Origin of the sequence: Arcobacter aquimarinus (genome assembly GCF_013177635.1) — a bacterium.
GTDB classification, from domain to species: Bacteria; Campylobacterota; Campylobacteria; order Campylobacterales; family Arcobacteraceae; genus Aliarcobacter; species Aliarcobacter aquimarinus.
Map to the genome: position 1 here is coordinate 2,240,066 of NZ_CP030944.1, position 22,906 is coordinate 2,262,971.

A 22,906-nucleotide genomic window follows, 5' to 3' on the forward strand; every position below is an offset into this window, starting at 1 on the left:
AATAAAAGACTATTTTTATTATAATTTTAACTTATAAAACAAGAGAATAATTATCTTATTTGTAAGATTTTAAAGCTTGCTCACTCTCTCTTTTCATTGTTTTAGCTTTTAAATCTTCTCTTTTATCGTGGAGTTTCTTACCTTGTGCAGTTGCAACTTCTACTTTTATCATATTTTTATCATTAAAATATAGTTTTAACGCCACCAATGTTACTCCATCTTTAGTAACTTTTGAATACATTTTATCAATTTGCTTTGAATGTAATAATAGTTTTCTAGCTCTTCTTTCATCTGGTCTATATGTACTGTGAGTTGTACTTAAATGTGAGATGTGAGCATTTAATAAAAAAACTTCACCTTTTATAATTCTTACAAATGAATCTTTTAAATTAACTCTTCCTTCTCTTATAGCTTTCACTTCACTACCTTCAAGCATTATTCCTGCTTCTAAACTATCTAATATAGTAAAATCATGAAATGCTTTTCTATTTTTAAAAACCAAATTTTTTTTTGTTTCTTTCTTATTTGCCATTATTTATCCTAAAAAATGAACTTCCACTTCCACTAAAATACCAATCTTTTTTTTCATAACTACCTAATTGTGGATACAAACTTAGTGCACTTTCATACAAATCATTTGCTTTTTTTATATTTAACTCTTTCAAAATTTCCAACGATTTCATACTTAATAATCTTTTTGCATCCTCATTTGAAATCTCTTTATAAAAATTATCTCTAAAAATCTTAAAAATTTCTCCTGTATTACATTTTACTTTCGGTGTAATTGTCTCTACATTTAAAATCTCTTCATCAAACTTTTCTACAATTTCACCTATTCCTGTAACATTTGCACTATCATATTGATACACAAAAAAAGGAACATCTGCACCAATCTTCAATGCAATACTACATAATTCATCTTTTGATAAATTTAAATTACAATATTGATTAGCCATTAATAAAAATGTAGCTGCATTAGAACTGCCACCTCCAAGTCCTGCAAACTCTGGAATATTTTTTTCTATATGTATTTCATGATTTAAGAAAAACTCTTCAACTCCATCATAATCTTTTATTAAATTGTATGCTTTGTATACAGTATTTGTTTCCAAATTGCAACTAAAGTTTCCTATAATTGTAAATGCTTTCCTATGCGTTTTAATAAATGACAATTTGTCGTACAAATTATGAACTCGTACAAATCTTGATACGAGTTCATGATAGTTTCCTCTCTTACCAGCTATTTTTAAAAATATATTAACTTTCGCATAAGACTTTTTTATCATATTATTTTCCATATTTAGGAACCTTATTTAATAAATATTTAACTTCACAATTTTTTATTTCAATTATTGAAAAAATATCTTCACAAATAATTAGATATTTTCCATCTTTTTTGTCTTCTAAATAATTAATACTTATTTTTCGTCCTTGGTTTAACCACTCTTGTGTTCCAAAATATTTATTTATTGGTAAATCAATATATTCTAAAGGATTCAATTCTTTTTCATTTTCATAAAAAAACTTACCTTCATTTAATCTTTCAAGATAAGATAGTGTACCAATTTCACCTAATTTATCTAGTAAAATTTGGGCAATTGATCTTACATAAGTTCCTTCACTAACAGTTACTTCAAATGTAATAAAAGGATGATTATATGAAATCAATCTATTTTCATATATATTCATAACTGTTTCATTTAAAACAAAATCTTGATTATTTCTAGCTAGTTCATAAGCTCTTTTACCATCAATTTTTTTTGCACTAAATTTTGGTGGTAAATACTTTATTTCACCTTTTAAAGAATCTATATTATTTTTTATATTATCATAATTCAATTGCTTTGTTAATTTTATAGATGCAATATTTTCAATGTCAAAAGATAAAGACTCTGCACCCAACCAAATAACAGCTTTATATGTTTTTGGGGTTTTTGAAATATACTTAAAAAGTTTTGCATATTGCCCAAAAGCAACAATCAAACACCCTTTTGCAAAAGGATCAAGTGTACCACTAAATCCTGCTTTTTTATTTTTGTATTTTCTTTTTATTCTATTTAAATAATGATTTGAACTAACAAATATTGGCTTATCTACAACCAACAATTTATTTATTTGTTCTTTATCATAATATCTTACTTGCAAAATCTATCCAATTATATTTTTTCAACAAAAGAAGATAAAATATCTCTATGAGTTCCACCAAAATTAATAGTCAATTTATAATCTTTACCAGCATTTACAGCTTTTTCGATTCTTCCCATACCAAAAATTTTATGTGATACTAAATCACCTTTTTTGAATCCTGATTGTTTTTCAATTGTTAAACTACCTTTAATAAGACCACTCTCAGTTAAAAATCTACTTTTTACTAAAGATGTTCTTTTCCCTTTATAAAATCTTGAATGAACAAAAGATAAAGTAAGGTTATCCATGGCTCTAGTAAGTGCAACATAACCTAACCTTCTTTCTTCTTCTAAATCGCTCCCATCTCCTGTTAATGGGAAGAACCCTTCTTCCATTCCAACAATAAACAATTTTTTAAACTCCAATCCTTTTGAAGCATGAATACTCATCATAGATACAGCTTCACCACTATAATCATCATTTTCGCTTTCAAGAGCAATATCATTTAAAAAATCTTTTAAATCTAAATTGGGATTTTGAATAAAATAATCTCTAATATAACCGTAAAATTCATCAATATTTGCTTGTCTTTCAAATCCATCTGGAAGATTATCATATGAAGCTCTGTAATCAAAAGTTTCTTCAAAACTATCTAAAAACTTCATTTTAGATTCACTTAACAACTCCTTTAAATCTAAAACTGAAGCTTCAAATACTTTTAAAGTTCTTGCATTTTTTTTACCTACTAATGAACTTATTTCATCAGCTTCTAATTGCTGTATTAAATCAAATATTGATTTTCCTGATTCAATAGATTTAGCTTCAAGTTTATCAATAGTTGTTTTTCCTAAACCTCGCTTTGGTTTATTTATAATTCTTTTTACTGAGAAATTATCATTTGAATTTGTCAATAACCTAAAATATGCTATTAAATCTTTTATTTCACTTCTTTCATAAAACTTCATTCCACCAACAAGTTTATAATTAAGTCCTGCTTTGTTAAAGCCTTCTTCAAGTGATCTTGAAAGTGCATTTACTCTAAATAAAATAGCTATATTTTTAGGATTTTCTCCTGAGTTAATAAGAGATTTAATATCTTCAATTATTTTTCTTGTCTCTTCATTTTCATCATGTGATTCATAAACTCTTATTGCATCACCTTTTACTCTAGTTCCTACTAATTTTTTACCTAATCTATCTCTATTATGTTCAATTAATTGATTAGCATGATTTAATATTGTATCTGTTGATCTATAGTTTTCTTCAAGTTTTACAACTAAAGTATTCTCAAAATGCTCTGAAAAATTCAATATATTTTTTATAGTTGCTCCACGCCATCCATAAATTGATTGATCATCATCACCAACAACACAAAGGTTATTATGACTTGAACATAAAAGTCTAAGTAGTCTATATTGAAGTTCATTTGTATCTTGATACTCATCAACCATAATATACTGATATTTTTGACTTATTTGTTTGGCTAAATTCTCATTTTTTTTAAGTATTTTATATGGAAGTAAAAGTAAATCATCAAAATCCACTAAATTATTTTTTTCTAAATAATTTTCATAATCTTCATATATTTGTGCAATTTGTTCATAGAGTTTTAATTGAGCATTTTTTTTTGCTTCAGTTGGAGTTAATAATGAATTTTTGTATTTTGAAATTTCTGAAACCAATAAAGCTGCAGGAATATCTTTTTCCATTGATTTTAATACTCTTTTTTTATCATCCGTATCAATAATAATAAAATTATTTTTTCTATTAAGTTCATCCATATGGAATTTTAAAAAAAGCAATCCAAATTTATGAAAAGTACATAACAAAGGTAGTCTATTGATTATAGACGAATCAAACATATTAAAAGCTCTTTCTCTCATCTCGCTAGCAGCTTTATTTGTAAAAGTAAGTGTTAATATTGATGCTGGGTCTATTCCTATAGAGATTAAATAAGCTAATCTTGTTGTTATAGTTTTAGTTTTTCCAGAACCAGCGCCAGCTAATATAAGTAAAGGTCCATCAATATGTTGCGCAGCTATTTTCTGTGATTCATTTAATGATGATAATAAATTTTCAGACATTTTTTCTCCAATTATTATTTATTATATCATATATTTTATAAAATCATTATTCCTTTTAATTATTCTATATATAAATAAATGTTATTATAATCATAATTTATTTTATGGAGACAATAATGCTCACTGATTTTGCAAAACTAGAAACTTTTCTTACCGTTGTAAGGGAAAAATCTTTTTCTAAAGCTTCCGCAAAACTTGGTATTTCTCAACCTGCTGTTACTCAACAAATGAAATTTATCGAAGATTATTTAGATGTTCAAATTGTTGATAGAAAGAAAAATGGTATTAAACTTACAAAAGAAGGACAAATACTACATGGCATTGCATTAAAAATTGAAAAATGTGTTGCAAATGCAGAAAAAGAATTACTAAAAATTATGAATAAAAATGTTACCTTTGTATTTGGTGCATCGTTTATTATTGGAAACTATATTTTACCTAGATTTTTAAACAATTTAAAAGAGAATATTCATAACGATGTATCTATAAATGTTTCTGTTTCACATGAGGCTATTGAAGATTTGTTAGATAAAAAAATAGATATTGCTTTAGTTGAAAACTATGTTGCAAATGATGATATTATCTATAGAGAATGGATGGAAGATGAAATTGTAATTTTTTCAAATCAAAAATTACCAGCAAAAGCAAAAGCTGAAGATTTATTATCTTATAAATGGGTTTGTAGAAATCCTGAATCAAATACTAGGTTATTATTTAAAGAAAATCTTGAAAAAGCTAATTATCCTGATTGTGATACTTTTAATGTAACAAGTGAAGTGACAAGTGCTACAACAATAGTTCAAACTGTTTTACATTCAGATAAGAATTCAACACCAACTGTTTCAATTGTATCAAGAAATGCTATAGAATCATTACTAAAAGCAGGTGCTTTACATGAATCAAGAATAGGTAATCAAAAAATGATAAGAAAACTATATATTGCATATAGAAAAGATAGAAAACATGATGCGTTTATAGAAAATGTTGTTGATTATCTTCTAAAAATGAAATAGTTTTAGGTATTCCTAAAACTATTTAATAATTAAATCCCTCTTTTTGTAAAGCTAATCTAATATTTTTCATCTGTGTATGCTTATCCCTACACCAATTAGGAGATAATAAAGTATCATCATCAATTCCTGCTGTAATTCTTTGAACAGAAATATTAGAAGGTAAATTAATTATTGACTTTACAACCGTATCTATATAAAGTTCCTCGCTAATTGGTGTAAACTTACCTTTTTTGAATTCATTTGTTAAAAGAGTATTTTTTACTACATAAAGAGGATGAAATTTTATTGAATCAACTTTTAAATCTATAGTTTGTCTAAATGTTTCAAGCATCATTTCTTGATTTTCATCTGGCAAACCATATATTAGATGTCCACATACATTTAAACCTTTTTCTTTGGTTCTTTGTATCCAATATTTCATATTAGAAACATTATCCCCTCTATTGATTTTTACAAGTGTTTCATCAAAAAATGATTGTATTCCATACTCAACCCAAATTTCTTTATTTTTAGATTTTTCTACTAAAAAATCTAAAATTTCATCTGTAACACAATCTGTTCTTGTTCCAATACTCAAACCTAAAACATTATCAAAACTTAATGCTTTTTCATAAAGTGCTTTTAGTGTATCAAATGGAGCATAAGTATTCGTAAAAGACTGAAAATAAACTATAAATTTTTTTGCACCAAATTTATTTTCTAATCTTTTTTTTGTAGCTAAAAATTGTAATTCAAGTTGTTTTAATTGATTTTCTAAATATGGATTATTATTTATTCTTGGATTTAATTTGAATTTTGTTTTTTTCTCTTGTAAATTTGGACTAAAAGAATCATTTTCACAGAAAGAACAGCCACCACGAGCAACTGTTCCATCAATATTTGGACAAGTAAATCCAGATATTGACACAGGAACCTTATAAACCTTTTCTCCAAATTTATTTTTTAAGTATCTTCCGATAGTTAATACATTTTTTAATTCACTCATTATGCTTTTACGAAATAATCCCCATTAAAACTTTCTAATGCATAATTTCTATCATTTCCGATTGCATCTACTAAATCTTCAACACTTAAATATTCTAAAGAATCAGCTTCAATATATTTACAAACTTCATCTTTATCCATATTATTAGAAATTAATTCTTCTTTATGTGGTGTATCTATTCCATAATAACAAGGGAATTTTATCTCAGGACTTGCAACTCTAAAGTGAACTTCTTTAGCTCCTGCTTCTTTTAGAATTTTTACGATTCTTTTTGAAGTAGTTCCTCTTACTATTGAGTCATCAATAACTAATAAAGATTTTCCTTCAATTAAAGATTTCATAGGACTTAATTTCATTCTTACTTTTAAATCTCTCATCTCTTGAGTTGGTTCAATAAATGTTCTTCCAACATAGTGATTTCTAATAATTCCATATTCAAAAGGAATTCCACTTTGAGCAGCATATCCTAAAGCTGCCGGAACTCCTGAATCAGGAACTGGAATAACCATATCAACTTTTAAATCTTTCCCTTCATCATTAACTGCTAAAGCTCTACCCATATTTTCTCTTGTTCTGTAAACATTTTTACCATCGATAACAGAATCAGGTCTAGCAAAATATACATATTCAAAAGCACATGGTCTAAATTCACTTTCAAAAAGTTGGATTGACTCAGGTTCTGTTCTGTTTTCATCAAAAATCAACATTTCACCTGGTTTTACATCTCTAATAAAATCAGCTCCAACTAAATCAAAAGCACAAGTTTCACTTGCAACTATATATCCACCACTTTTTAATTTTCCTAAAGACAAAGGTCTAATCCCATATCTATCTCTTATAACAAACTGCTTACTTCTACTTTGAACAATAAAACAATATGCACCAATAGTTCTATTTAATGCTTCTTTAATTCTATCTCTTAATCTATCTTTTGTATTTTTTGCAATTAGATGAATTAAATTTTCAGTATCCATTCCTGTTTGAAAAATTGCACCTTTATCGATTAGTTCTTGTCTTACTTCATCTTTATTAATCAAATTTCCATTGTGTACAATTGAAATTTCACCTAATTTATATTTTGCATAAACCGGTTGTGCATCTAATATCGAATCTCCACCAGCAGTTGAATATCTATTGTGACCTATTGCCATATTTCCTTTTAGATAACTTAATGCTTTTTCTGTAAATACTTCAGATACTAATCCTCTATCTTTTTTTGTATAAATTTTTCCATCACAAGAAGATGAAATACCTGTTGCCTCCTGACCTCTATGTTGCATTGCAAATAAAGCGATTGAAGCTAACCTTGCTGCATTATCATTACCGTAAATTCCAACTATTGCGCACATATTTATTATTCCTTATAGACCTAAAGCGTCATTGATTGAGTATAGTTTTGCTTCTTTTCCAATTATCCATTTTGCAACTTTAATTGCACCTTTTGAAAAAGTGTTTCTAGCAGTTGCTGTGTGATTTAATTCTAAAAATTCACCATCATTGTATAAACCAACTGTATGACGTCCAACAATATCACCACCTCTTAAAGCCATTACAGCAATCTCATCTTTAGTTCTAGCACCAATTTGTCCATCACGTCCAGAAATTCTAACTTCATCTAAATCTAAATCTCTAGCATTTGCTGCATGTTCAGCTAATGTTAAAGCTGTACCAGAAGGAGAATCAACTTTATATCTATGATGCTGCTCAACAATTTCAATATCAAAATCTCGTAAAGTTTTAGATGCTAATGCTACAAGTTTATTTAAAACTGCAACTCCTAAACTCATATTAGTTGCATATAAAATAGGTACAAGCTTACTAGCTTCAAGCAATAAGTTTTGTTGATGCTTGTTAAATCCAGTAGTTGCAATTACAAGAGGTTTATTACCACCATTTTCTATAACTTCAGTAAGAAGTGCTTCCGTTGCTGCTGGTGCCGAAAAATCAATAATTACATCTGATGATTCAAATAATACTTTCATATCATTTGTAACAACTGTATCAGTAGGTAAATTTTTAACTAATTTACCATAAACATGAACCGCACCAACTTTAGCTTCTGAATCATTAGCTAAATCATCAATTAATAATGAACCAACTCTTCCTGTACTACCTAAAATACCTATTTTAATCATTTTTAAACTATTCCTTATCCTAAATATTCAATAATATTAACAGCCGCTGTTGCACCATCACCAGCTGCACAAACAACTTGTTTTGGAGCATCAATTCTAATATCACCAGCTGCATATAAACCTGGAACTGATGTTCTCATTCTTAAATCAACGATAACCTCACCTGATTCATTAACATCACATAAGAAAGTTCCATCAGCTTGTTTTAATGGAGCATTTAATACATCTCTTCCTACAAAAACAAAAACTCCAGGAGTTGGTAAATCTCTGATTTCACCTGTATCTTTATGTTTTACTTTTAATCCTGTAACACCCATAGCATCACCAAAAACTTCTTCTACTATTACGTTTGTAACTTCTTCAATATTTTCTGTATGTTTCATATGTTCAATTGTAGATGGAGCAGCTCTATATGTATCTCTTCTATGAACTAAATAAACTTTTTTACATAATTTTGCTAAATAAACAGCTTCTTCAATAGCAGAATCTCCACCACCTATTACAGCTACTTCTTTCCCTTTATAGAAGAATCCATCACAAGTTGCACAAGTTGAGATTCCTCTACCAAAAAATTCATTTTCACCTTTAAATCCAGCACGTTTTGGAACTGAACCAGTTGCTATTAAAACTGCTCTTGCTTCATACTCTTTTTTATCTGATGTTACTAATTTAAAAATATCACCAGTTTTTGTAACATTATCAACTTGAGCCATTTCATGTTTTAATCCAAATCTTTGACACTGTTCTGGCCAGTTAGCCATTAAATCCATACCTGAAACAACTTCTGCTTGTCCTGGATAATTTTCTATTTCCGATGAACCTGTAATTTGTCCTCCTGGCATTCCCATTTCAAACATAACTACGTTTTTAAGTCCACCTCTAGTTGCATATAATCCAGCTGTTAATCCAGCTGGTCCTCCACCAATAATCGCTAAATCTAACATATTAAATCCTTATTTTTATTTAATTGTTTAGTTCATAATATTTTATGAATAAAATGATACTAAAATATTTGTAAGTTATAGGTTAATAAACTTTAAAATATTAAGGATAAATTTTATCATTTAATAATTTATATCTATCTTAAAATTTGAATTATATTGAAATAAAAAAAGGGAGGGGCAAAACCCCTCCCTTTTCATTTAATTTTTAATTTCTTATAATAAAGAATTAATTTTATCTGTAAATGCTTGCTTAGAAGAAGCTCCAACCATAGTATCTACAACTTCTCCATTTTTAACAAATAAAATAGTTGGAATTGATCTAATTCCATATTTTACTGCTAAATCTTGCTCTTCATCAGTATTAACTTTACAAATTTTTGCTTTTCCATCAAAATCTGCAGCTAACTCTTCAATAACAGGAGCAATCATTCTACAAGGTCCACACCATGGAGCCCAGAAATCTACCATAGAAACACCTTCTTTTGTTGTTTCTTCAAAATTTGCAGCTGTTAATTCAATATATTTTCCCATTTTATATCCTTCATTATTAAGTTTTAATATTATTTCGTGTTTGTATATAAATCAAATACAGTTAAACAAAATTATTATAACTTTAGAAAACTTAAATTTAGTTTTACATTTATTTAAACTTTTTACTAATCAAGGCTAAATATTTTTTTAGTTAAAATAAGAGAATTTAATTTAAAATGGATAATTTTATGGATATCAGAAAAGAATATTTAGAGTTTTTTAAAAGTAAAGGACATGAAGTTATATCTTCTATGCCACTAGTTCCAGATGATCCTACATTGATGTTTACAAATGCAGGTATGGTTCAATTTAAAGATATTTTCACAGGTTCAATCCCAAAACCTGAAAATCCCAGAGCAACTTCTTGTCAATTATGTGTAAGAGCTGGTGGAAAACATAATGATTTAGAAAATGTTGGATACACAGCAAGACATCATACTTTATTTGAAATGTTAGGTAATTTCTCATTTGGAGACTATTTTAAAGAAGATGCAATCTCTTATGCTTGGGAATTTGTAACAGTTAATTTAGCCCTTCCTATCGAAAGATTATGGGTTACAGTTCATGAAAATGATGATGAAGCATTTAATATTTGGTCAAAATATATTAATCCAGAAAGAATTATGAGATTTGGCGATAAGGACAATTTTTGGGCTATGGGAGATACAGGTGCTTGTGGACCTTGTAGTGAAATTTTCTATGACCAAGGAGAAGAACATTTTAACACTCCTGAAGACAAAATGGGTGGAGATGGAGATAGATTCTTAGAAATTTGGAACTTGGTATTTATGCAATACGAAAGAACTGCTGATGGGAAATTGAATCCTCTTCCAAAACCATCAATTGATACTGGAATGGGACTTGAAAGAGTTATTGCAATTAAAGAAGGTGTATTAAATAACTTTGATTCATCAAATTTCAAACCAATTATTGAGAAAATTGAAGAATTAGCAAATAAAAAATCAACAAAAGAAAATATTGGTTCATATAGAGTAATAGCTGATCATTTAAGAGCTACATCATTTATGTTATCACAGGGAATTTTATTTGGAAATGAAGGAAGACCTTATGTTTTAAGAAGAATTCTTAGACGGGCTGTAAGACATGGTTATTTAATAGGTTTTAGAAAACCTTTTATGGCTCAACTTCTTGATACACTTATAAATATTATGGGTAATCACTATATTGAACTTGTTGAGAATAAAAATTTTATAAAAGAACAACTTACACTTGAAGAAGATAGATTTTTCAAAACTATTGATTTAGGAATGTCTTTATTTAATGAAGAATTAGCTAATACAAAAGAGATTTTTTCAGGTGAAATAGCTTTTAAATTATACGATACATATGGTTTCCCTTTAGATTTAACAGAAGATATGTTAAGAGATAGAAATTTAAAAGTTGATTTAATAAAATTTGATGAACTAATGAATAAACAGAAAGCCATGGCAAAAGCTGCGTGGAAAGGAAGTGGAGATGCTTCGAATGAAGGTGACTTCAAGCAATTAATTGAAAAATATGGTTTAAATGAATTTGTTGGTTATGATAATACTGCTTATAAATCAAAAATCGTTGCACTTTTAGATGAAAACTTTAAAGAAATTTCTACTTTAGAAAAAGGCTCAATAGGTTGGGTTATGTTAGATAAAACACCATTTTATGCCACAAGTGGTGGACAAAATGGCGATATTGGAGCATTAGAAGATAATAAACATATTGCAATCATTGAAGAAACTTCAAAATTTCATGGATTAAATCTTTCAAAAGTAAAAGTAGAAAATTCTACTTTATCTCAAGGTGAAAATGTAGACGCAGTTGTTGTAAATAGATATGAAGTTGCAAAACATCATAGTGCAACACATTTACTTCAAAGTGCGCTAAAAATAGTTTTAGGAGAGAGTGTTTCTCAAGCAGGTTCTTTAAATGATGCCTCAAGACTTAGATTTGACTTTACTTATCCAAAAGCTATGAGCTCAGAACAAATTGAAGAAGTTGAAGATTTAGTAAATACTATGATTGCAAGAAGTATCGCTGGAAACGTAGAAGAATTACCAATTGAAGAAGCTAAAAATAAAGGTGCTATTGCTATGTTTGGTGAAAAATATGGTGATACTGTAAGAGTAGTAAGTTTTTCTGATGTTTCTGTTGAATTTTGTGGAGGAACTCACGTAAAAAATACATCTGATATTGGAAGTTTTTATATTATAAAAGAATCAGGTGTAAGTGCAGGAGTAAGAAGAATAGAGGCTGTTTGTGGAGCATCTGCTATAAAATATACAAAAGAAATTATTTCTAAAATGAATGAAATTCAAGCAGAAGTTAAAAATAATGATGTAATAGCTGGAATTAAAAAATTAAAAGATCAAATTAAAGATCTTAAAAAAGAGCTTGAAACAGCACAAAGCCAAACATCATCTCCAATAAATGAAGAAATAATTGGTGATACAAAAGTTGTTGTTTCAGTAGTTGAAAATGGCGATTTAAAGAAAATTGTTGATGATATGAAAAATGCAACTGAAAAACTTGCAATCTTACTTTTACAAGCAAAAGATGACAAAGTTATGATAGTTGCTGGAAGCAAAAATACAAATATCAAAGCTGGCGATTGGATTAAAAATATAGCACCTATCGTAGGTGGTGGAGGTGGTGGAAGACCTGACTTCGCAACTGCTGGTGGTAAAGATATAACAAAAATTGAAGATGCGAAAATTGCAGCATTAAATTATGCAAAAGAAAATTTGTAAGGATTGAAAATTGAGTGAATTATTTAATAATTTTTCAACTTTAATCATATTCTTACATGTATTATCAGCAATAATTTGGATTGGAGGAATGATTGTAATTAGATTTGCAGTTCATTACTCTATGCAAAATATTGAAGAGCCAAAAATAAAACTAGGAAGAACTCTAGAAAATCTAAAAAGATTTTTTTCTATGGTTATTCCTTCAATTATTATTCTTTTAATTACAGCAATTATTATGATTTTATCTTTAGGATTTAAAGAAACTGAACTTTATAAATTTGTAATAGCTAAAGAAGTTATTTGGACTATTATGACTATTATATTTATAGTTATTTATATAAAAAGAAATAAAGCGCAAAAAGCTTTTGATAATGGCGATTTTACAACCGCAAAAAATCAACTTGCACCTTTAGCAAAATATCTAATTCCCATAAATATTATTTTAGGACTTATTGCAGTGATTTTAGGAATTACATTAAGAGGATTTTAATCCTCTTAAATAAAATCAATCTGACAAATAATATTCAACAGTTGAAACTATTCTTACATTTTTAATATATTCAGTATTTTTATCTCTGCTTGTAATTACAAATTGACCTTGTGAAGCTTTTTTAATTTTTCCAAGTTTACTTTTTGAATCTTCTGCAAATTTAAGTGCTACACTTCTTGCATTGTTTGTTGCTTCTTCTATCATAGAAGGTTTAATATCATTTAATTTTGTATAAATGTACTCTATTTTAGAGTCATAATCATCTATTTTAAATAATATACCTTTTTTTGATAATTCAAATAATTTACCAGTAATTTCTCTCACTTTTTTTACATTTGATGAATAAATATTTATTGTTCTATTAGCTAAATATCTAACTTGAACTTCTTGATTTGAATATTCATTTGCCATTTTATCAATAATAGCTGGAGAATTTATAGTAATTTCCTCTTTCTTTATGCCATTTATTTCTAAAAAACTCAAAATTTCAGTTGTATCATTTTCAACTTTTTTATTTAAGCCATCTAAACTATTATCAATAACACTAAATCTTATAGGCCATAAAACAATATCTGCTTCAACTTCTTTTTCAGACAAACCTTTTACAATAACTGTTCTATCAAACTCTTTGTATTTAATCACACTTGTAGAGAGTAAATACCCTAAAATAGATAATCCTAAAAAAATAGAAAAACCTAAAATTAAAGAAGATTTTGTATCTAATTTTTCCATATTTAAACCTTTAAAAATAAATTTCTATTTCCATAGATAAAAAATATTACAATAAACAATATAAAAACAAACCCGTAAAGCATAATATTCCAACCAAAATGTTCATATATAATAGAAGGGAAAAATGAACCTGTAGCTCCACCTAAATAATAAAAAGTTAAATACATTCCAGATGTAAGTGATTTTTGTGATGATTTCATAGAATTTGCAAGTCCTGTACTTACTGTATGAACTGTAAACATTCCTATACAAAATAAAAACAATAATAAAAATAGATAAACAATATCTTCATTTGTTAAAAATATGGTAATAAATAAGAAAAAAGCTATAAATATAAAAATAGTATTTATTTCACCTTTAAAATAATTAACAATTCTTTTAGAACCTAAAGAGACTATTATTCCCATTCCATAACCTAAATATAATAAAGATATTTGAAATTCCGAGAAAGATTCAGAAATATCTTTTACCCTAAAAGGTAGTACATTTAAAACTCCTGCAAAAACAAAAAACATACAAAACATTATAAAATAAATCAATACAAACCTTTTATCTTTTAAAATTAATGAAATATCTTTAATTTTAGGTTTTACCATTGTTGCTTCACCTTCATAATCTAATTTATTAATAAAAAATAAAGATATTAAGATTGCAACAGATAATGAATAAAATACATATTCATAAGAAAAATTCGTAGCTATAAATCCAGAAAATATTCTCCCTACTAATCCTCCAAAAACTGTTGCAGCAACATAAATAGACATATTAAATTTTATATTTTTTTTATCAATATTTGCAAGAATACTCATAAGTGAAGTTAGAATTGCTGGAATCACTAAAGCCTCACAAATTCTAAGAAATAAAAATAGTTCATAAGATTTAGCAAGTCCTAAAAATATATTTGTAATTAATAAAATAAAAGAAGCACGTATTAACATCTTTTTTGCACAAACTTTTTCTAAGATATATCCATAAATTATTGGTGAAATTGCTAAAAACAGCATTATAACTGCTGTAAATTGTGAAGCTTGAATAATTGATATACCAAACTCATTAGCTAATAAAGGCTGTAAAGGTTGGGTTGCATACATAACTGATAAAACAATAATAATACAATATATAATAATTAATAAATTACCTTTCAAAATATTCCCTTTCTTTGCTGAAATATGAATTTAACATATTCATTCGAACTAAACTATTTTTATAATTAGTAAAAAATCTAGGTTTATTTAAATATAAATTTATATAAGCTTCATCAAATTCTTTAATTAATCTATCTGAATAAATTCCATTATAATCAATAATAAAATAATCTTCATAAACCGTATAAATATAAATAATGTTCATAAAATATTTTTCATCAACTAAATAAGTACTAAATTCATAATTTTTAAACTCTTTTCTCTCTATCAATTTAAAAGAATCTATTTTTAATGTAGATTTAAATAAATCTGTAAAAAAACCTCTTGATAATCCATTCCATTTACAATTACTATTCAAGTTAATGTATTCAACAAATACTTGTCCAAATTCTTTTGTTGTAGACTTACCAATATAAGAAAAATTTGTGCATGAATCAAAAGTACTATTTTTTTCATTTAACACTAATTGTAATTTATTATCCAAATTTAAATTTTTTGTTGAATTACATCCAATTATTAAAAAAATAAACATTAGAAAAATTGTTTGTTTAATCATATCTTTTTCCCTAAAATTAATAACTTATTATATACCTTTAAAATTAAAACTTGACATATTTTTATTTTTTTTATATCATTGGACAGCTATTTTCAAAACTAATCCAAAAAAAGGGCATATTAAATGAATTTCAAGAATATATTCACCGTATTTATTTTCATGAGCCTATTTTTTACAGGTTGTTCTTATAAAAGTAGCGAAGAAGTAATTGATATGTCCTCTTACAACAAAAATAAAAATTTAGAACATACTCCTTACAAAAATATTCAAAAAAATACAAAAATTTCAAAAACTCAAAAAAGTGATTTCTTCAAAAAATATACTAATCAAAATTATACTTCAAAAAAACAAGTTTTAAATAATGAACTCTTTGATTTTTATTCTCAATGGGAAGGCGTTAGATATAAATTAGGTGGAAGTAATAAAAATGGAATAGATTGCTCTGCATTTATACAAAAAGCTTTTAAAGAAAAATTTGATTTAGAAATGCCTAGAACGACTGTTTCTCAAGCTAAAATCGGTAAAGAAATAAATAAAAATGAATTAGAAGTTGGTGATTTAGTTTTTTTCAAAACAGGGAGAACAAACCACGTTGGAATTTATATAGATAATGGTAAATTTATGCACGCTTCTACTAAAATTGGGGTTACTATATCTGATTTACAAAATGAATATTTCAAAAAGAACTATTGGAAAGCACAAAGAATTATTGATTAATACTAGAAGGAGATTAATTTGATTAAAAAAATATTTTTTATACCTACTGCAGTATTATTATTTTCTGCTTGTTCTCATAATAATCAATTAGCTGAAAAATCAACAAAAGATGAATCTTTAAATAAAAAACAAATAATACTCTCTTATGATGAATATAAGAAACAATTTGACACAAAAAATCAAAAAGTTATCAGTAAACCTCTCAATACTAATTCTTATTTATTAAGTAAACAATATGAAAGTGTTTTATCAAATAATAAAGAAGAAAAAAATATTTCTAATTTAACTTCTCAACTTCCAAAAAAAACACAAGTTTTTACTGATTTTTATAATGAATGGAAAAATGTAAAATATAAAATGGGTGGAACTTCAAAAAGTGGAATTGATTGTTCTGCTTTCACTCAAAAAATTTATAAAGAAAAATTTAATATTTCTCTTCCTAGAACAACTATAACACAAGTAAATGTTGGTACTGAAGTTAAAAAATCAGAATTAATTCCTGGTGATTTAGTTTTTTTCAAAACAAGTAAAACAGATAAACACGTAGGTGTTTATGTTGGAGATAATAAGTTTTTACATGCTTCTATAAAAGGTATTCAATATACAAGTTTGGATAAACCATTTTATAAAAAGAATTATTGGACTTCAAGAAGAATTATGAATTAATTCTTTAGATTAGATGAAATAAAGTAGATGTATTTTTGTGTTTAGGAAGCAGAAAGGATACAAATGAATGTTTATACATCTACATTTATTTCATTAATTATAAAATAATTGTATGATAATTATATGATTTTCTATAAATCAAAATAGTTTGATAAAATATATAAACAAATAATACAAACTATATACATCTTTATAGCATAAGATATATTCATCATAAAAATCTCTTTTGCACTACAAGCGTATCTTGCAACTATTGTAAGATTTAATCCTGAAAATGGTGATGTTGAAACAGTGGTTGACCAAGCCATCAGAAATGTAACTGCTAAAAAAGTATGATTTACGCCACTTAAATAATCCCCAATTATTGAAATTGTAATTATTGGATGAATTCCAACAAATGATAAAATAATAAAAGATAAAAGAAGTAAAGAAGCAATTTTCCAATCAAAATTTGTAAAAGGTAGAGTAAAATTTAAACCTATTAAAATAGTTCCAATAATTATTCCAAACATTCCTGCAACTAAAAAAAGTGAGATTTCACTTTTCATTTTTGGTAATTCATCTGTAATATGAATTGTTAAAGTTTTAAATGAAGTTTTTATTCCTTTTTTAATAGGCAAAATAATTATAGTCATAATTATAGAAAATAATGAAATTAAAACTATTACTTTTAAATCTGGGAAATAATTATTAGTAATTAGCACTAATAAAGCTAATAAAAATGGTAAAAAAAGTGAATTAAAAGATAATGGATAACCATAAAAGTTTTCAATATCATAGGCTTTCTCTTTTATCACATCGTAATAAGTTATTATAAAAGCTATAAAAGCAAGTATTATTCCATTGATTACTATTACAGAACTATTTAGCTTTGGAGCATAAGTAATTGCAGCAGCAAATGCAACAAAAAATGGGGACCAGTAAGCATCACTTGAAAATGCCCTAGTTAAAAGAATAATTTGAGATTTACTCAATGGTGCTTTTTTATACATTTTATCTGCTACTAATATTAAAGAAGAAAGATTAATTACAGAACCAAAAAGATGTACACTAAGATAAGTCTTTATAAAAGATTTTTTACCTTTTGGTAAACTAGAAGTTTTATCTTTTTTTGGCATTGCAATTAATCTCAAAAAACCAACTCCAATTAAAAGAGCTAATAAATATTGATTAACTGTAAATATTTTAATTAAATTTATTTCAAAATTATTAACTAAAACAATTATATATCCTAAAAAACTAAGTAATAAAAGTACAATAATTAGAGTTTTATTTTTAAGTGTAAAAAAAAGAAGTAAAAATGCAATCCATGTAAAAATTCCAGCAACAATAATCATATTATTTTGAAAAAAATATGCAAATATAGTTACTAAGAAAGATAAAAATATTAAAATACCTGAAAGTTTAGATAGCATTATCATATATTAACTTTTATTCCTTTTTAGAAAAATTGATAAATAAATTCCTACTGCAATAAATATTGTTCCTATTAAATGATAAACAAGAACTTTTTCTTTTAAAAATATATATGCTAACATTGCCCCAAAAATTGGCATTAAGTGTGCAAATTGACCAGCTTTATTTGCACCTATTTCAATTGTTGCTCTATTCCAAAAATAAAAAGAAAGTATAGATGGAAAAATTACAATATAAATTAATGAATATAATACCTCTTTATTTTCTAAAAACGTAAATTCTAAATTATAACCTTGATATATAAACACCAAATATAAAATCAATGTTCCTAATAATGTAGTTATAGAAAAAAACTCAAAGGTGTTTAATTCTTTTGGTTTATACTTTAATAATACTGAATATAAAGCCCAATCTATACATGCAGCTATTATCCATAAATCTCCAATCGTAAAATGCAATTCAAAGATATGCTCTATTTCACCTTTTAAAATCAAATAAAAAACTCCGATTGTTGAAAGAAATACTCCAAAAAGTTGTATTTTACTAATAGAAATTTTAAAAATTATTGCAGAAAAAATTATGATAAATATTGGAGTACTTGAATTTATCAACAAAGCGTTTGTTGCAGTAGTTGTTTGTAAACCATAATATAAAAATGTATTAAATCCAGCAATTCCTAATCCACCTAAAACAAATAAAATTAAATACTCTTTTTTCAATATTATTAATAAATTTTTATAATGAACTAAAATAAAAGGTAATAAAATTAAAAGTACAAAAAACCATCTATAAAAAGACAATTCAATTGGGCTAATATCATTTGAAATCAATCTTCCAAAAACAAAATTTCCAGACCAAAAAAGTACACATAAAACTAAAAGAATATAATATTTCATAAATAACTTTCAAATTTTTTCGTATTATACATAAAAGAAATAATATGAAACTTTTTTAGTAATTAATACGATTTTTATGCGATTAAAATATCCATTTATCTATAATTAAACTAAAAAAGGATTGTTTTGTTAAGACTTGGTTCAAATTCACCAACTCGTGCACTAATTTTAAAAAACTTTGGTATTGATTTTGTTCAAAATGGTGGAAATTTTGATGAAGATTCAATAAAAACTATTGATCCAAAATCATTTTGTTATGAAGCTACTAAAGGCAAATTCAACGAACTTTACAATAAATACGGAGTTGAAGATATGCCTTTACTTGTAGCAGATAGTGTTGTAACTTGTAAAGGAAAACTTCTTAGAAAAGCAAAAGATTTAGATGATGCAAAAGCTATGCTTGAACTTCAAAGTGGGAATAAAACTTCAGTTATAACTTGTATGATTTATAAATCAAAATTTAAAGAAATTATAGATATTTCTATTACTTCTTATGAATTTACAAACTTTAATAAAAATCATATAAATGAATATCTAAACTCTGGTGAATGTTTTGGAAAAGCTGGAGCTATTATGGTTGAAGGTTTTTGTAAACCATATATTAAAAAAGTCATAGGCTATGAAAGTACTGCAATGGGTTTATGTGTTGAAAAATTAAAAGTATTTATGTAATTTAAGAGGAATAATTCCTCTTAAATATTAATCAAAAGATGGTTTTTCAGTCTCTATTGTAGATTCTGGTAATTGTGGATAAACAATTTCTGGTTTAGTTCCTTTTAATGCTTTTAAGAATGTAACTATTTCAGCAGCATCAGCATCTGAAATTTGAATTCCTAATTGTACAGAACCCATTTCTTTAACTGCTTCATTTAATGACCAAATTTGTCCATTATGGAAATATGGAGCTGTTTCAGTAATATTTCTTAAAGTTGGTGTTTTAACCATACCATTAGAATCTCCTTTAAAATCACCAACATTTGTAAATTTATATTGAGCTGCTACTTGGAATGGTTGCATAGTTCCACCTAATGCAATACCATTATGACAAGATGTACAACCTTTATCTATAAATTTATTTAAACCTTTTTTCTCTTCATCACTTAAAGCTTTTTCATTTCCGTTTAAATAATCGTCGAATCTTGATGGAGTTACCAATGTTTTTTCAAAAGTTGCTATTGTTGCAGTAATTTTTTCAAAATCTATTTTTACATCTTTTCCATAAGCACCTTTAAACTCTTCAACATATGTAGGAATTGAGTTTATTCTTTGCTCAACTAATGGAGCTGGTGCTGCCATTTCAGGACCTGCTTGAACTGGACCTTGTGCTTGATCAGCTAAATGAGGACTTCTTCCATCCCAAAATTGAGCTTTAAAAAACACTGAATTATATACAGTTGGTGAATTTAAATGATGAGGATTTGCTGTCCAACCATGACCAATAGCAGCAGGAACACCATCAGCTCCACCTAAAGCTAAATTATGACATGTATTACACGAAATAAGATTACTTTTTGAAAGTCTTGGATCAAAATATAACTTTTTTCCTAATTCAACTTTTGCATCTGTAATAGGATCATTTTTATCATCAATTAACTTCATTATTTCTGTTTTTGTTGCAGGAATTGCTTCTAACCCACTTTTTTTTGCTTTTGTTAACAAAGAACTATCTGCAAATAATGAACTTGCTCCTAAAAGACATACAGCTAAAGATGTAACTAATTTCATATTATCTCCTTCTAATTAAATAATATTAACTATAGGATAAATTTTATTAAATGAAAATTAATTTTATACATTTTTTGAATTTTTATTATAAATATATCTTATAATACAAGATAAAAAAACTCCTATTTAAAGGGATTTTTATGAATTTAAACAAGATATTTTTTATCTTGTTTATAGTTTTTAAAAGATTATTTTATCTTATTAACTAATTGTTCAGGTAGAATTTCAAGATATTTTTCTATATCTTTTGTATCACCATGTTCTATAAATGAATCAGTATATTCAAAAGATATTATTTGTATATTAAATATTTTTTCTTCATTTAAAACTTCTAAAATAGCACTAGCCACTCCAGCTTGTTTTTGTGAATCACTAAATACATACCAAGTATCATACTTTTGAGATAAGTTAATTAACATCTGCTTATCAATTGGTTTTACAAATCTCAAATCTAAAACTGTAATATTATCTTTATGTAAAATTTCTGTATCAATAGCTCTTGAAACACCTGCACCATATCCAATAAATAATTTATTAGAATTTCCAACTTTTAGTATTTCAGCTTTCCCTAATTCAAATTGAGTTGGAGTATAAATTAAATCTTTAAATGCTCCTCGTGGATATCTAATTGCACTTGGACTAGTTAATGTATAAGCAAATTCTAACCCTAATTCTAAAGTTTTATTATCACGTGGAGCAAATAAAATCATATTAGGAATAAATCTTAAATAAGAAACATCAAAAGCTCCCTGATGTGTTTCGCCATCATTTCCAACAATTCCTGCCCTATCCATTGCAAAAACAACTGGTAAATTCATTAAACAAACATCATGAATTATTTGGTCAAATCCTCTTTGTAAAAAAGTAGAATAAATAGTAATATAAGGTTTAAATCCCTCTTTTGCCATAGCTGCCATTGAAGTAATAGCATGTTGTTCAGCAATTGCCACATCCCAAAATCTATTAGGATATTTATCTATTAATTTATTTATTCCTGTGCCACTTGGCATAGCAGCTGTTACACCTACAATATTGTCATATTTTTGTGCTAATTCACATAAAGCATCAGCAAAAACAGCTGTTGCAGCTTTTGGTGTAGCTTTTTTTACAAAAGCTCCATCTTCTACATTAAATGGTCCTACTCCATGCCAGTGTTCATGTTGACCTTCAGCTATTTTATAGCCTTTCCCTTTTACAGTTCTTGCATGAACAATTACGGGTTTTCCCATAGCTTTAGCAATTTGTAATGTATCAATAATTTCAGCTATATCATGTCCATCAATAGGACCTATATAATCTATTCCCATCTCTTCAAATAAAATTCCAGGAGTTATAAGTTTCATAGCTTCTTCCATTCTTTTTGCTATATATGTTGTTCCTTCCGGCATATTTTTTTTAATGAACTTATCAACTTTTGTCTTAAAACCTTGATAATATTTTCCAGCAAGTAATTTAGAAAGATATTTAGAAATAGCACCTATTGGTTTCGCAATAGACATTTCATTGTCATTTAAAATAATAACAACGGGAAGTTTTAAATCACCTAATTCATTTAGTGCTTCATAAACCATACCTGCCGTCATTGAACCATCTCCAATCATAACAATCGGAACTCTATTTTCTTTTTTTAATTCTATAGCTTTTGCAGCACCTACGGCTAATGAAATTGATGTTGAACTATGACCTGCAACAAAATAATCAGCAGGACTCTCTTTTGGTTTCGTAAAACCACTAAGTCCTCCAAATTGTCTTATAGTTTCAAACTCTTCCCATCTTCCTGTTAAGAGTTTGTGAGGATAGCATTGATGAGAAACATCAAATATAAAAGGATCACTATAAGCATCAAATACATAATGCATTCCTAGAGTTAACTCAACAGCCCCAAGGGTAGAAGAAAAATGCCCTCCCTTCCTTGATACCACATCAATAATCCTATCTCTTATCTCTTGTGATAGTGTTTCTAACTCTTTTAATGATTTATCTTTTATATCCATTTTTTT

Annotated in this window: 22 protein-coding genes; 6 read left to right on the forward strand and 16 right to left on the reverse strand. The window is 26.7% G+C overall.

Annotated features, from left to right (window positions below; all coding sequences use genetic code 11):
- Positions 1-55: 55 nt before the first annotated feature.
- From smpB to AAQM_RS11325, 4 genes are read right to left on the reverse strand one after another with little or no spacing between them, the layout of a single operon-like run.
- On the reverse strand, positions 56-532 hold the full coding sequence (gene smpB / locus AAQM_RS11310; RefSeq protein WP_129094690.1) for an SsrA-binding protein SmpB: 477 nt from the start codon (positions 530-532) through the stop codon (positions 56-58).
- Positions 522-1,298, reverse strand: coding sequence for a 4-(cytidine 5'-diphospho)-2-C-methyl-D-erythritol kinase (locus tag AAQM_RS11315; protein ID WP_228254501.1), 777 nt, complete (start codon positions 1,296-1,298; stop codon positions 522-524). The genes smpB and AAQM_RS11315 overlap by 11 nt, the downstream gene beginning before the upstream one ends.
- On the reverse strand, positions 1,288-2,145 hold the full coding sequence (gene truB / locus AAQM_RS11320; protein ID WP_129094689.1) for a tRNA pseudouridine(55) synthase TruB: 858 nt from the start codon (positions 2,143-2,145) through the stop codon (positions 1,288-1,290). Before truB ends, AAQM_RS11315 begins: the two co-directional genes overlap by 11 nt.
- Positions 2,146-2,156: 11 nt before the next feature.
- On the reverse strand, positions 2,157-4,211 hold the full coding sequence (locus tag AAQM_RS11325) for an ATP-dependent helicase (protein WP_129094688.1): 2,055 nt from the start codon (positions 4,209-4,211) through the stop codon (positions 2,157-2,159).
- Positions 4,212-4,327: 116 nt separating this feature from the next.
- On the opposite strand from AAQM_RS11325, the gene AAQM_RS11330 reads away from it, so the two are divergent.
- Positions 4,328-5,224, forward strand: coding sequence for a LysR family transcriptional regulator (locus AAQM_RS11330; protein WP_128986456.1), 897 nt, complete (start codon positions 4,328-4,330; stop codon positions 5,222-5,224).
- Positions 5,225-5,246: 22 nt separating this feature from the next.
- On the opposite strand, the gene mnmL is transcribed toward AAQM_RS11330, so the two are convergent.
- The 5 genes from mnmL to trxA form a co-directional block, all read right to left on the reverse strand.
- Positions 5,247-6,209 (reverse strand): tRNA modification radical SAM protein MnmL/YtqA, encoded by a 963-nt coding sequence (mnmL, locus tag AAQM_RS11335; RefSeq protein WP_129094687.1) that lies wholly within the window; start codon positions 6,207-6,209, stop codon positions 5,247-5,249.
- Positions 6,209-7,558, reverse strand: coding sequence for an amidophosphoribosyltransferase (purF, locus tag AAQM_RS11340; RefSeq protein WP_129094686.1), 1,350 nt, complete (start codon positions 7,556-7,558; stop codon positions 6,209-6,211). The genes mnmL and purF overlap by 1 nt, the downstream gene beginning before the upstream one ends.
- A 12-nt stretch (positions 7,559-7,570) precedes the next feature.
- Positions 7,571-8,344, reverse strand: coding sequence for a 4-hydroxy-tetrahydrodipicolinate reductase (gene dapB, locus AAQM_RS11345; protein WP_129094685.1), 774 nt, complete (start codon positions 8,342-8,344; stop codon positions 7,571-7,573).
- A 14-nt stretch (positions 8,345-8,358) separates the two neighbouring features.
- A complete protein-coding gene (gene trxB, locus AAQM_RS11350) occupies positions 8,359-9,288 on the reverse strand; it encodes a thioredoxin-disulfide reductase (protein WP_129094684.1) in 930 nt (309 codons plus the stop codon).
- 213 nt (positions 9,289-9,501) lie between these two features.
- On the reverse strand, positions 9,502-9,819 hold the full coding sequence (gene trxA, locus AAQM_RS11355) for a thioredoxin (protein ID WP_129012437.1): 318 nt from the start codon (positions 9,817-9,819) through the stop codon (positions 9,502-9,504).
- Between the two features lie 188 nt (positions 9,820-10,007).
- Here trxA and alaS point away from each other — a divergent pair, with 188 nt between their 5' ends.
- Together alaS and AAQM_RS11365 are read left to right on the forward strand one after the other, a co-directional pair.
- Complete coding sequence (alaS, locus tag AAQM_RS11360; protein ID WP_129094683.1) at positions 10,008-12,563, forward strand: alanine--tRNA ligase; 2,556 nt, start codon at positions 10,008-10,010, stop codon at positions 12,561-12,563.
- 10 nt (positions 12,564-12,573) lie between these two features.
- Entirely contained in the window at positions 12,574-13,053 is a 480-nt protein-coding gene (locus AAQM_RS11365) for a hypothetical protein (protein WP_129094682.1), read from the forward strand.
- A 15-nt stretch (positions 13,054-13,068) separates the two neighbouring features.
- On the opposite strand, the gene AAQM_RS11370 is transcribed toward AAQM_RS11365, so the two are convergent.
- From AAQM_RS11370 to AAQM_RS11380, 3 genes are read right to left on the reverse strand one after another with little or no spacing between them, the layout of a single operon-like run.
- Positions 13,069-13,785 (reverse strand): SIMPL domain-containing protein, encoded by a 717-nt coding sequence (locus AAQM_RS11370; RefSeq protein ID WP_129094681.1) that lies wholly within the window; start codon positions 13,783-13,785, stop codon positions 13,069-13,071.
- A gap of 2 nt (positions 13,786-13,787) precedes the next feature.
- Positions 13,788-14,930, reverse strand: a complete 1,143-nt coding sequence (locus tag AAQM_RS11375) for an MFS transporter (RefSeq protein WP_129094680.1) — start codon at positions 14,928-14,930, stop codon at positions 13,788-13,790.
- Entirely contained in the window at positions 14,920-15,486 is a 567-nt protein-coding gene (locus tag AAQM_RS11380) for a hypothetical protein (protein ID WP_129094679.1), read from the reverse strand. Before AAQM_RS11380 ends, AAQM_RS11375 begins: the two co-directional genes overlap by 11 nt.
- Positions 15,487-15,645: 159 nt before the next feature.
- Between AAQM_RS11380 and AAQM_RS11385 the strand changes: the two genes are divergently transcribed.
- A complete protein-coding gene (locus AAQM_RS11385; protein ID WP_228722695.1) occupies positions 15,646-16,203 on the forward strand; it encodes an NlpC/P60 family protein in 558 nt (185 codons plus the stop codon).
- Between the two features lie 18 nt (positions 16,204-16,221).
- Positions 16,222-16,869 carry a C40 family peptidase gene (locus tag AAQM_RS11390; protein WP_129094677.1) on the forward strand — a complete coding sequence of 216 codons (648 nt, stop codon included), beginning with the start codon at positions 16,222-16,224 and terminating at the stop codon, positions 16,867-16,869.
- A 131-nt stretch (positions 16,870-17,000) separates the two neighbouring features.
- Here the strand turns inward: AAQM_RS11390 and AAQM_RS11395 are convergent, their stop codons facing one another.
- Together AAQM_RS11395 and AAQM_RS11400 are read right to left on the reverse strand one after the other, a co-directional pair.
- Positions 17,001-18,290 (reverse strand): tellurium resistance protein TerC, encoded by a 1,290-nt coding sequence (locus tag AAQM_RS11395; RefSeq protein WP_129094676.1) that lies wholly within the window; start codon positions 18,288-18,290, stop codon positions 17,001-17,003.
- 3 nt (positions 18,291-18,293) lie between these two features.
- The gene (locus tag AAQM_RS11400; RefSeq protein ID WP_129094675.1) at positions 18,294-19,181 is read right to left on the reverse strand and encodes a DMT family transporter; all 888 of its coding nucleotides are present in this window, start codon (positions 19,179-19,181) and stop codon (positions 18,294-18,296) included.
- Between the two features lie 126 nt (positions 19,182-19,307).
- On the opposite strand from AAQM_RS11400, the gene maf reads away from it, so the two are divergent.
- Positions 19,308-19,853, forward strand: a complete 546-nt coding sequence (gene maf, locus AAQM_RS11405; protein ID WP_129094674.1) for a septum formation inhibitor Maf — start codon at positions 19,308-19,310, stop codon at positions 19,851-19,853.
- Between the two features lie 27 nt (positions 19,854-19,880).
- On the opposite strand, the gene AAQM_RS11410 is transcribed toward maf, so the two are convergent.
- Positions 19,881-20,906 (reverse strand): cytochrome-c peroxidase, encoded by a 1,026-nt coding sequence (locus AAQM_RS11410; protein ID WP_129094673.1) that lies wholly within the window; start codon positions 20,904-20,906, stop codon positions 19,881-19,883.
- A gap of 188 nt (positions 20,907-21,094) precedes the next feature.
- A complete protein-coding gene (gene dxs, locus AAQM_RS11415) occupies positions 21,095-22,900 on the reverse strand; it encodes a 1-deoxy-D-xylulose-5-phosphate synthase (protein ID WP_129094764.1) in 1,806 nt (601 codons plus the stop codon).
- Positions 22,901-22,906 lie beyond the last annotated feature (6 nt).

Excerpts from the sequence above, each read along its gene's own strand:
- AAQM_RS11395 (WP_129094676.1), bottom strand. The coding sequence starts at position 18,290 with ATGATAATGCTATCTAAACTTTCAGGTATTTTAATATTTTTATCTTTC.
- AAQM_RS11370 (WP_129094681.1), bottom strand. The coding sequence starts at position 13,785 with ATGGAAAAATTAGATACAAAATCTTCTTTAATTTTAGGTTTTTCTATT.
- mnmL (WP_129094687.1), bottom strand. The coding sequence starts at position 6,209 with ATGAGTGAATTAAAAAATGTATTAACTATCGGAAGATACTTAAAAAAT.
- alaS (WP_129094683.1), top strand. The coding sequence starts at position 10,008 with ATGGATATCAGAAAAGAATATTTAGAGTTTTTTAAAAGTAAAGGACAT.
- smpB (WP_129094690.1), bottom strand. The coding sequence starts at position 532 with ATGGCAAATAAGAAAGAAACAAAAAAAAATTTGGTTTTTAAAAATAGA.
- AAQM_RS11325 (WP_129094688.1), bottom strand. The coding sequence starts at position 4,211 with ATGTCTGAAAATTTATTATCATCATTAAATGAATCACAGAAAATAGCT.
- dapB (WP_129094685.1), bottom strand. The coding sequence starts at position 8,344 with ATGATTAAAATAGGTATTTTAGGTAGTACAGGAAGAGTTGGTTCATTA.
- AAQM_RS11400 (WP_129094675.1), bottom strand. The coding sequence starts at position 19,181 with ATGAAATATTATATTCTTTTAGTTTTATGTGTACTTTTTTGGTCTGGA.
- trxB (WP_129094684.1), bottom strand. The coding sequence starts at position 9,288 with ATGTTAGATTTAGCGATTATTGGTGGAGGACCAGCTGGATTAACAGCT.
- AAQM_RS11330 (WP_128986456.1), top strand. The coding sequence starts at position 4,328 with ATGCTCACTGATTTTGCAAAACTAGAAACTTTTCTTACCGTTGTAAGG.
- AAQM_RS11385 (WP_228722695.1), top strand. The coding sequence starts at position 15,646 with ATGAGCCTATTTTTTACAGGTTGTTCTTATAAAAGTAGCGAAGAAGTA.
- trxA (WP_129012437.1), bottom strand. The coding sequence starts at position 9,819 with ATGGGAAAATATATTGAATTAACAGCTGCAAATTTTGAAGAAACAACA.
- AAQM_RS11380 (WP_129094679.1), bottom strand. The coding sequence starts at position 15,486 with ATGATTAAACAAACAATTTTTCTAATGTTTATTTTTTTAATAATTGGA.
- dxs (WP_129094764.1), bottom strand. The coding sequence starts at position 22,900 with ATGGATATAAAAGATAAATCATTAAAAGAGTTAGAAACACTATCACAA.
- AAQM_RS11315 (WP_228254501.1), bottom strand. The coding sequence starts at position 1,298 with ATGGAAAATAATATGATAAAAAAGTCTTATGCGAAAGTTAATATATTT.
- AAQM_RS11410 (WP_129094673.1), bottom strand. The coding sequence starts at position 20,906 with ATGAAATTAGTTACATCTTTAGCTGTATGTCTTTTAGGAGCAAGTTCA.
- purF (WP_129094686.1), bottom strand. The coding sequence starts at position 7,558 with ATGTGCGCAATAGTTGGAATTTACGGTAATGATAATGCAGCAAGGTTA.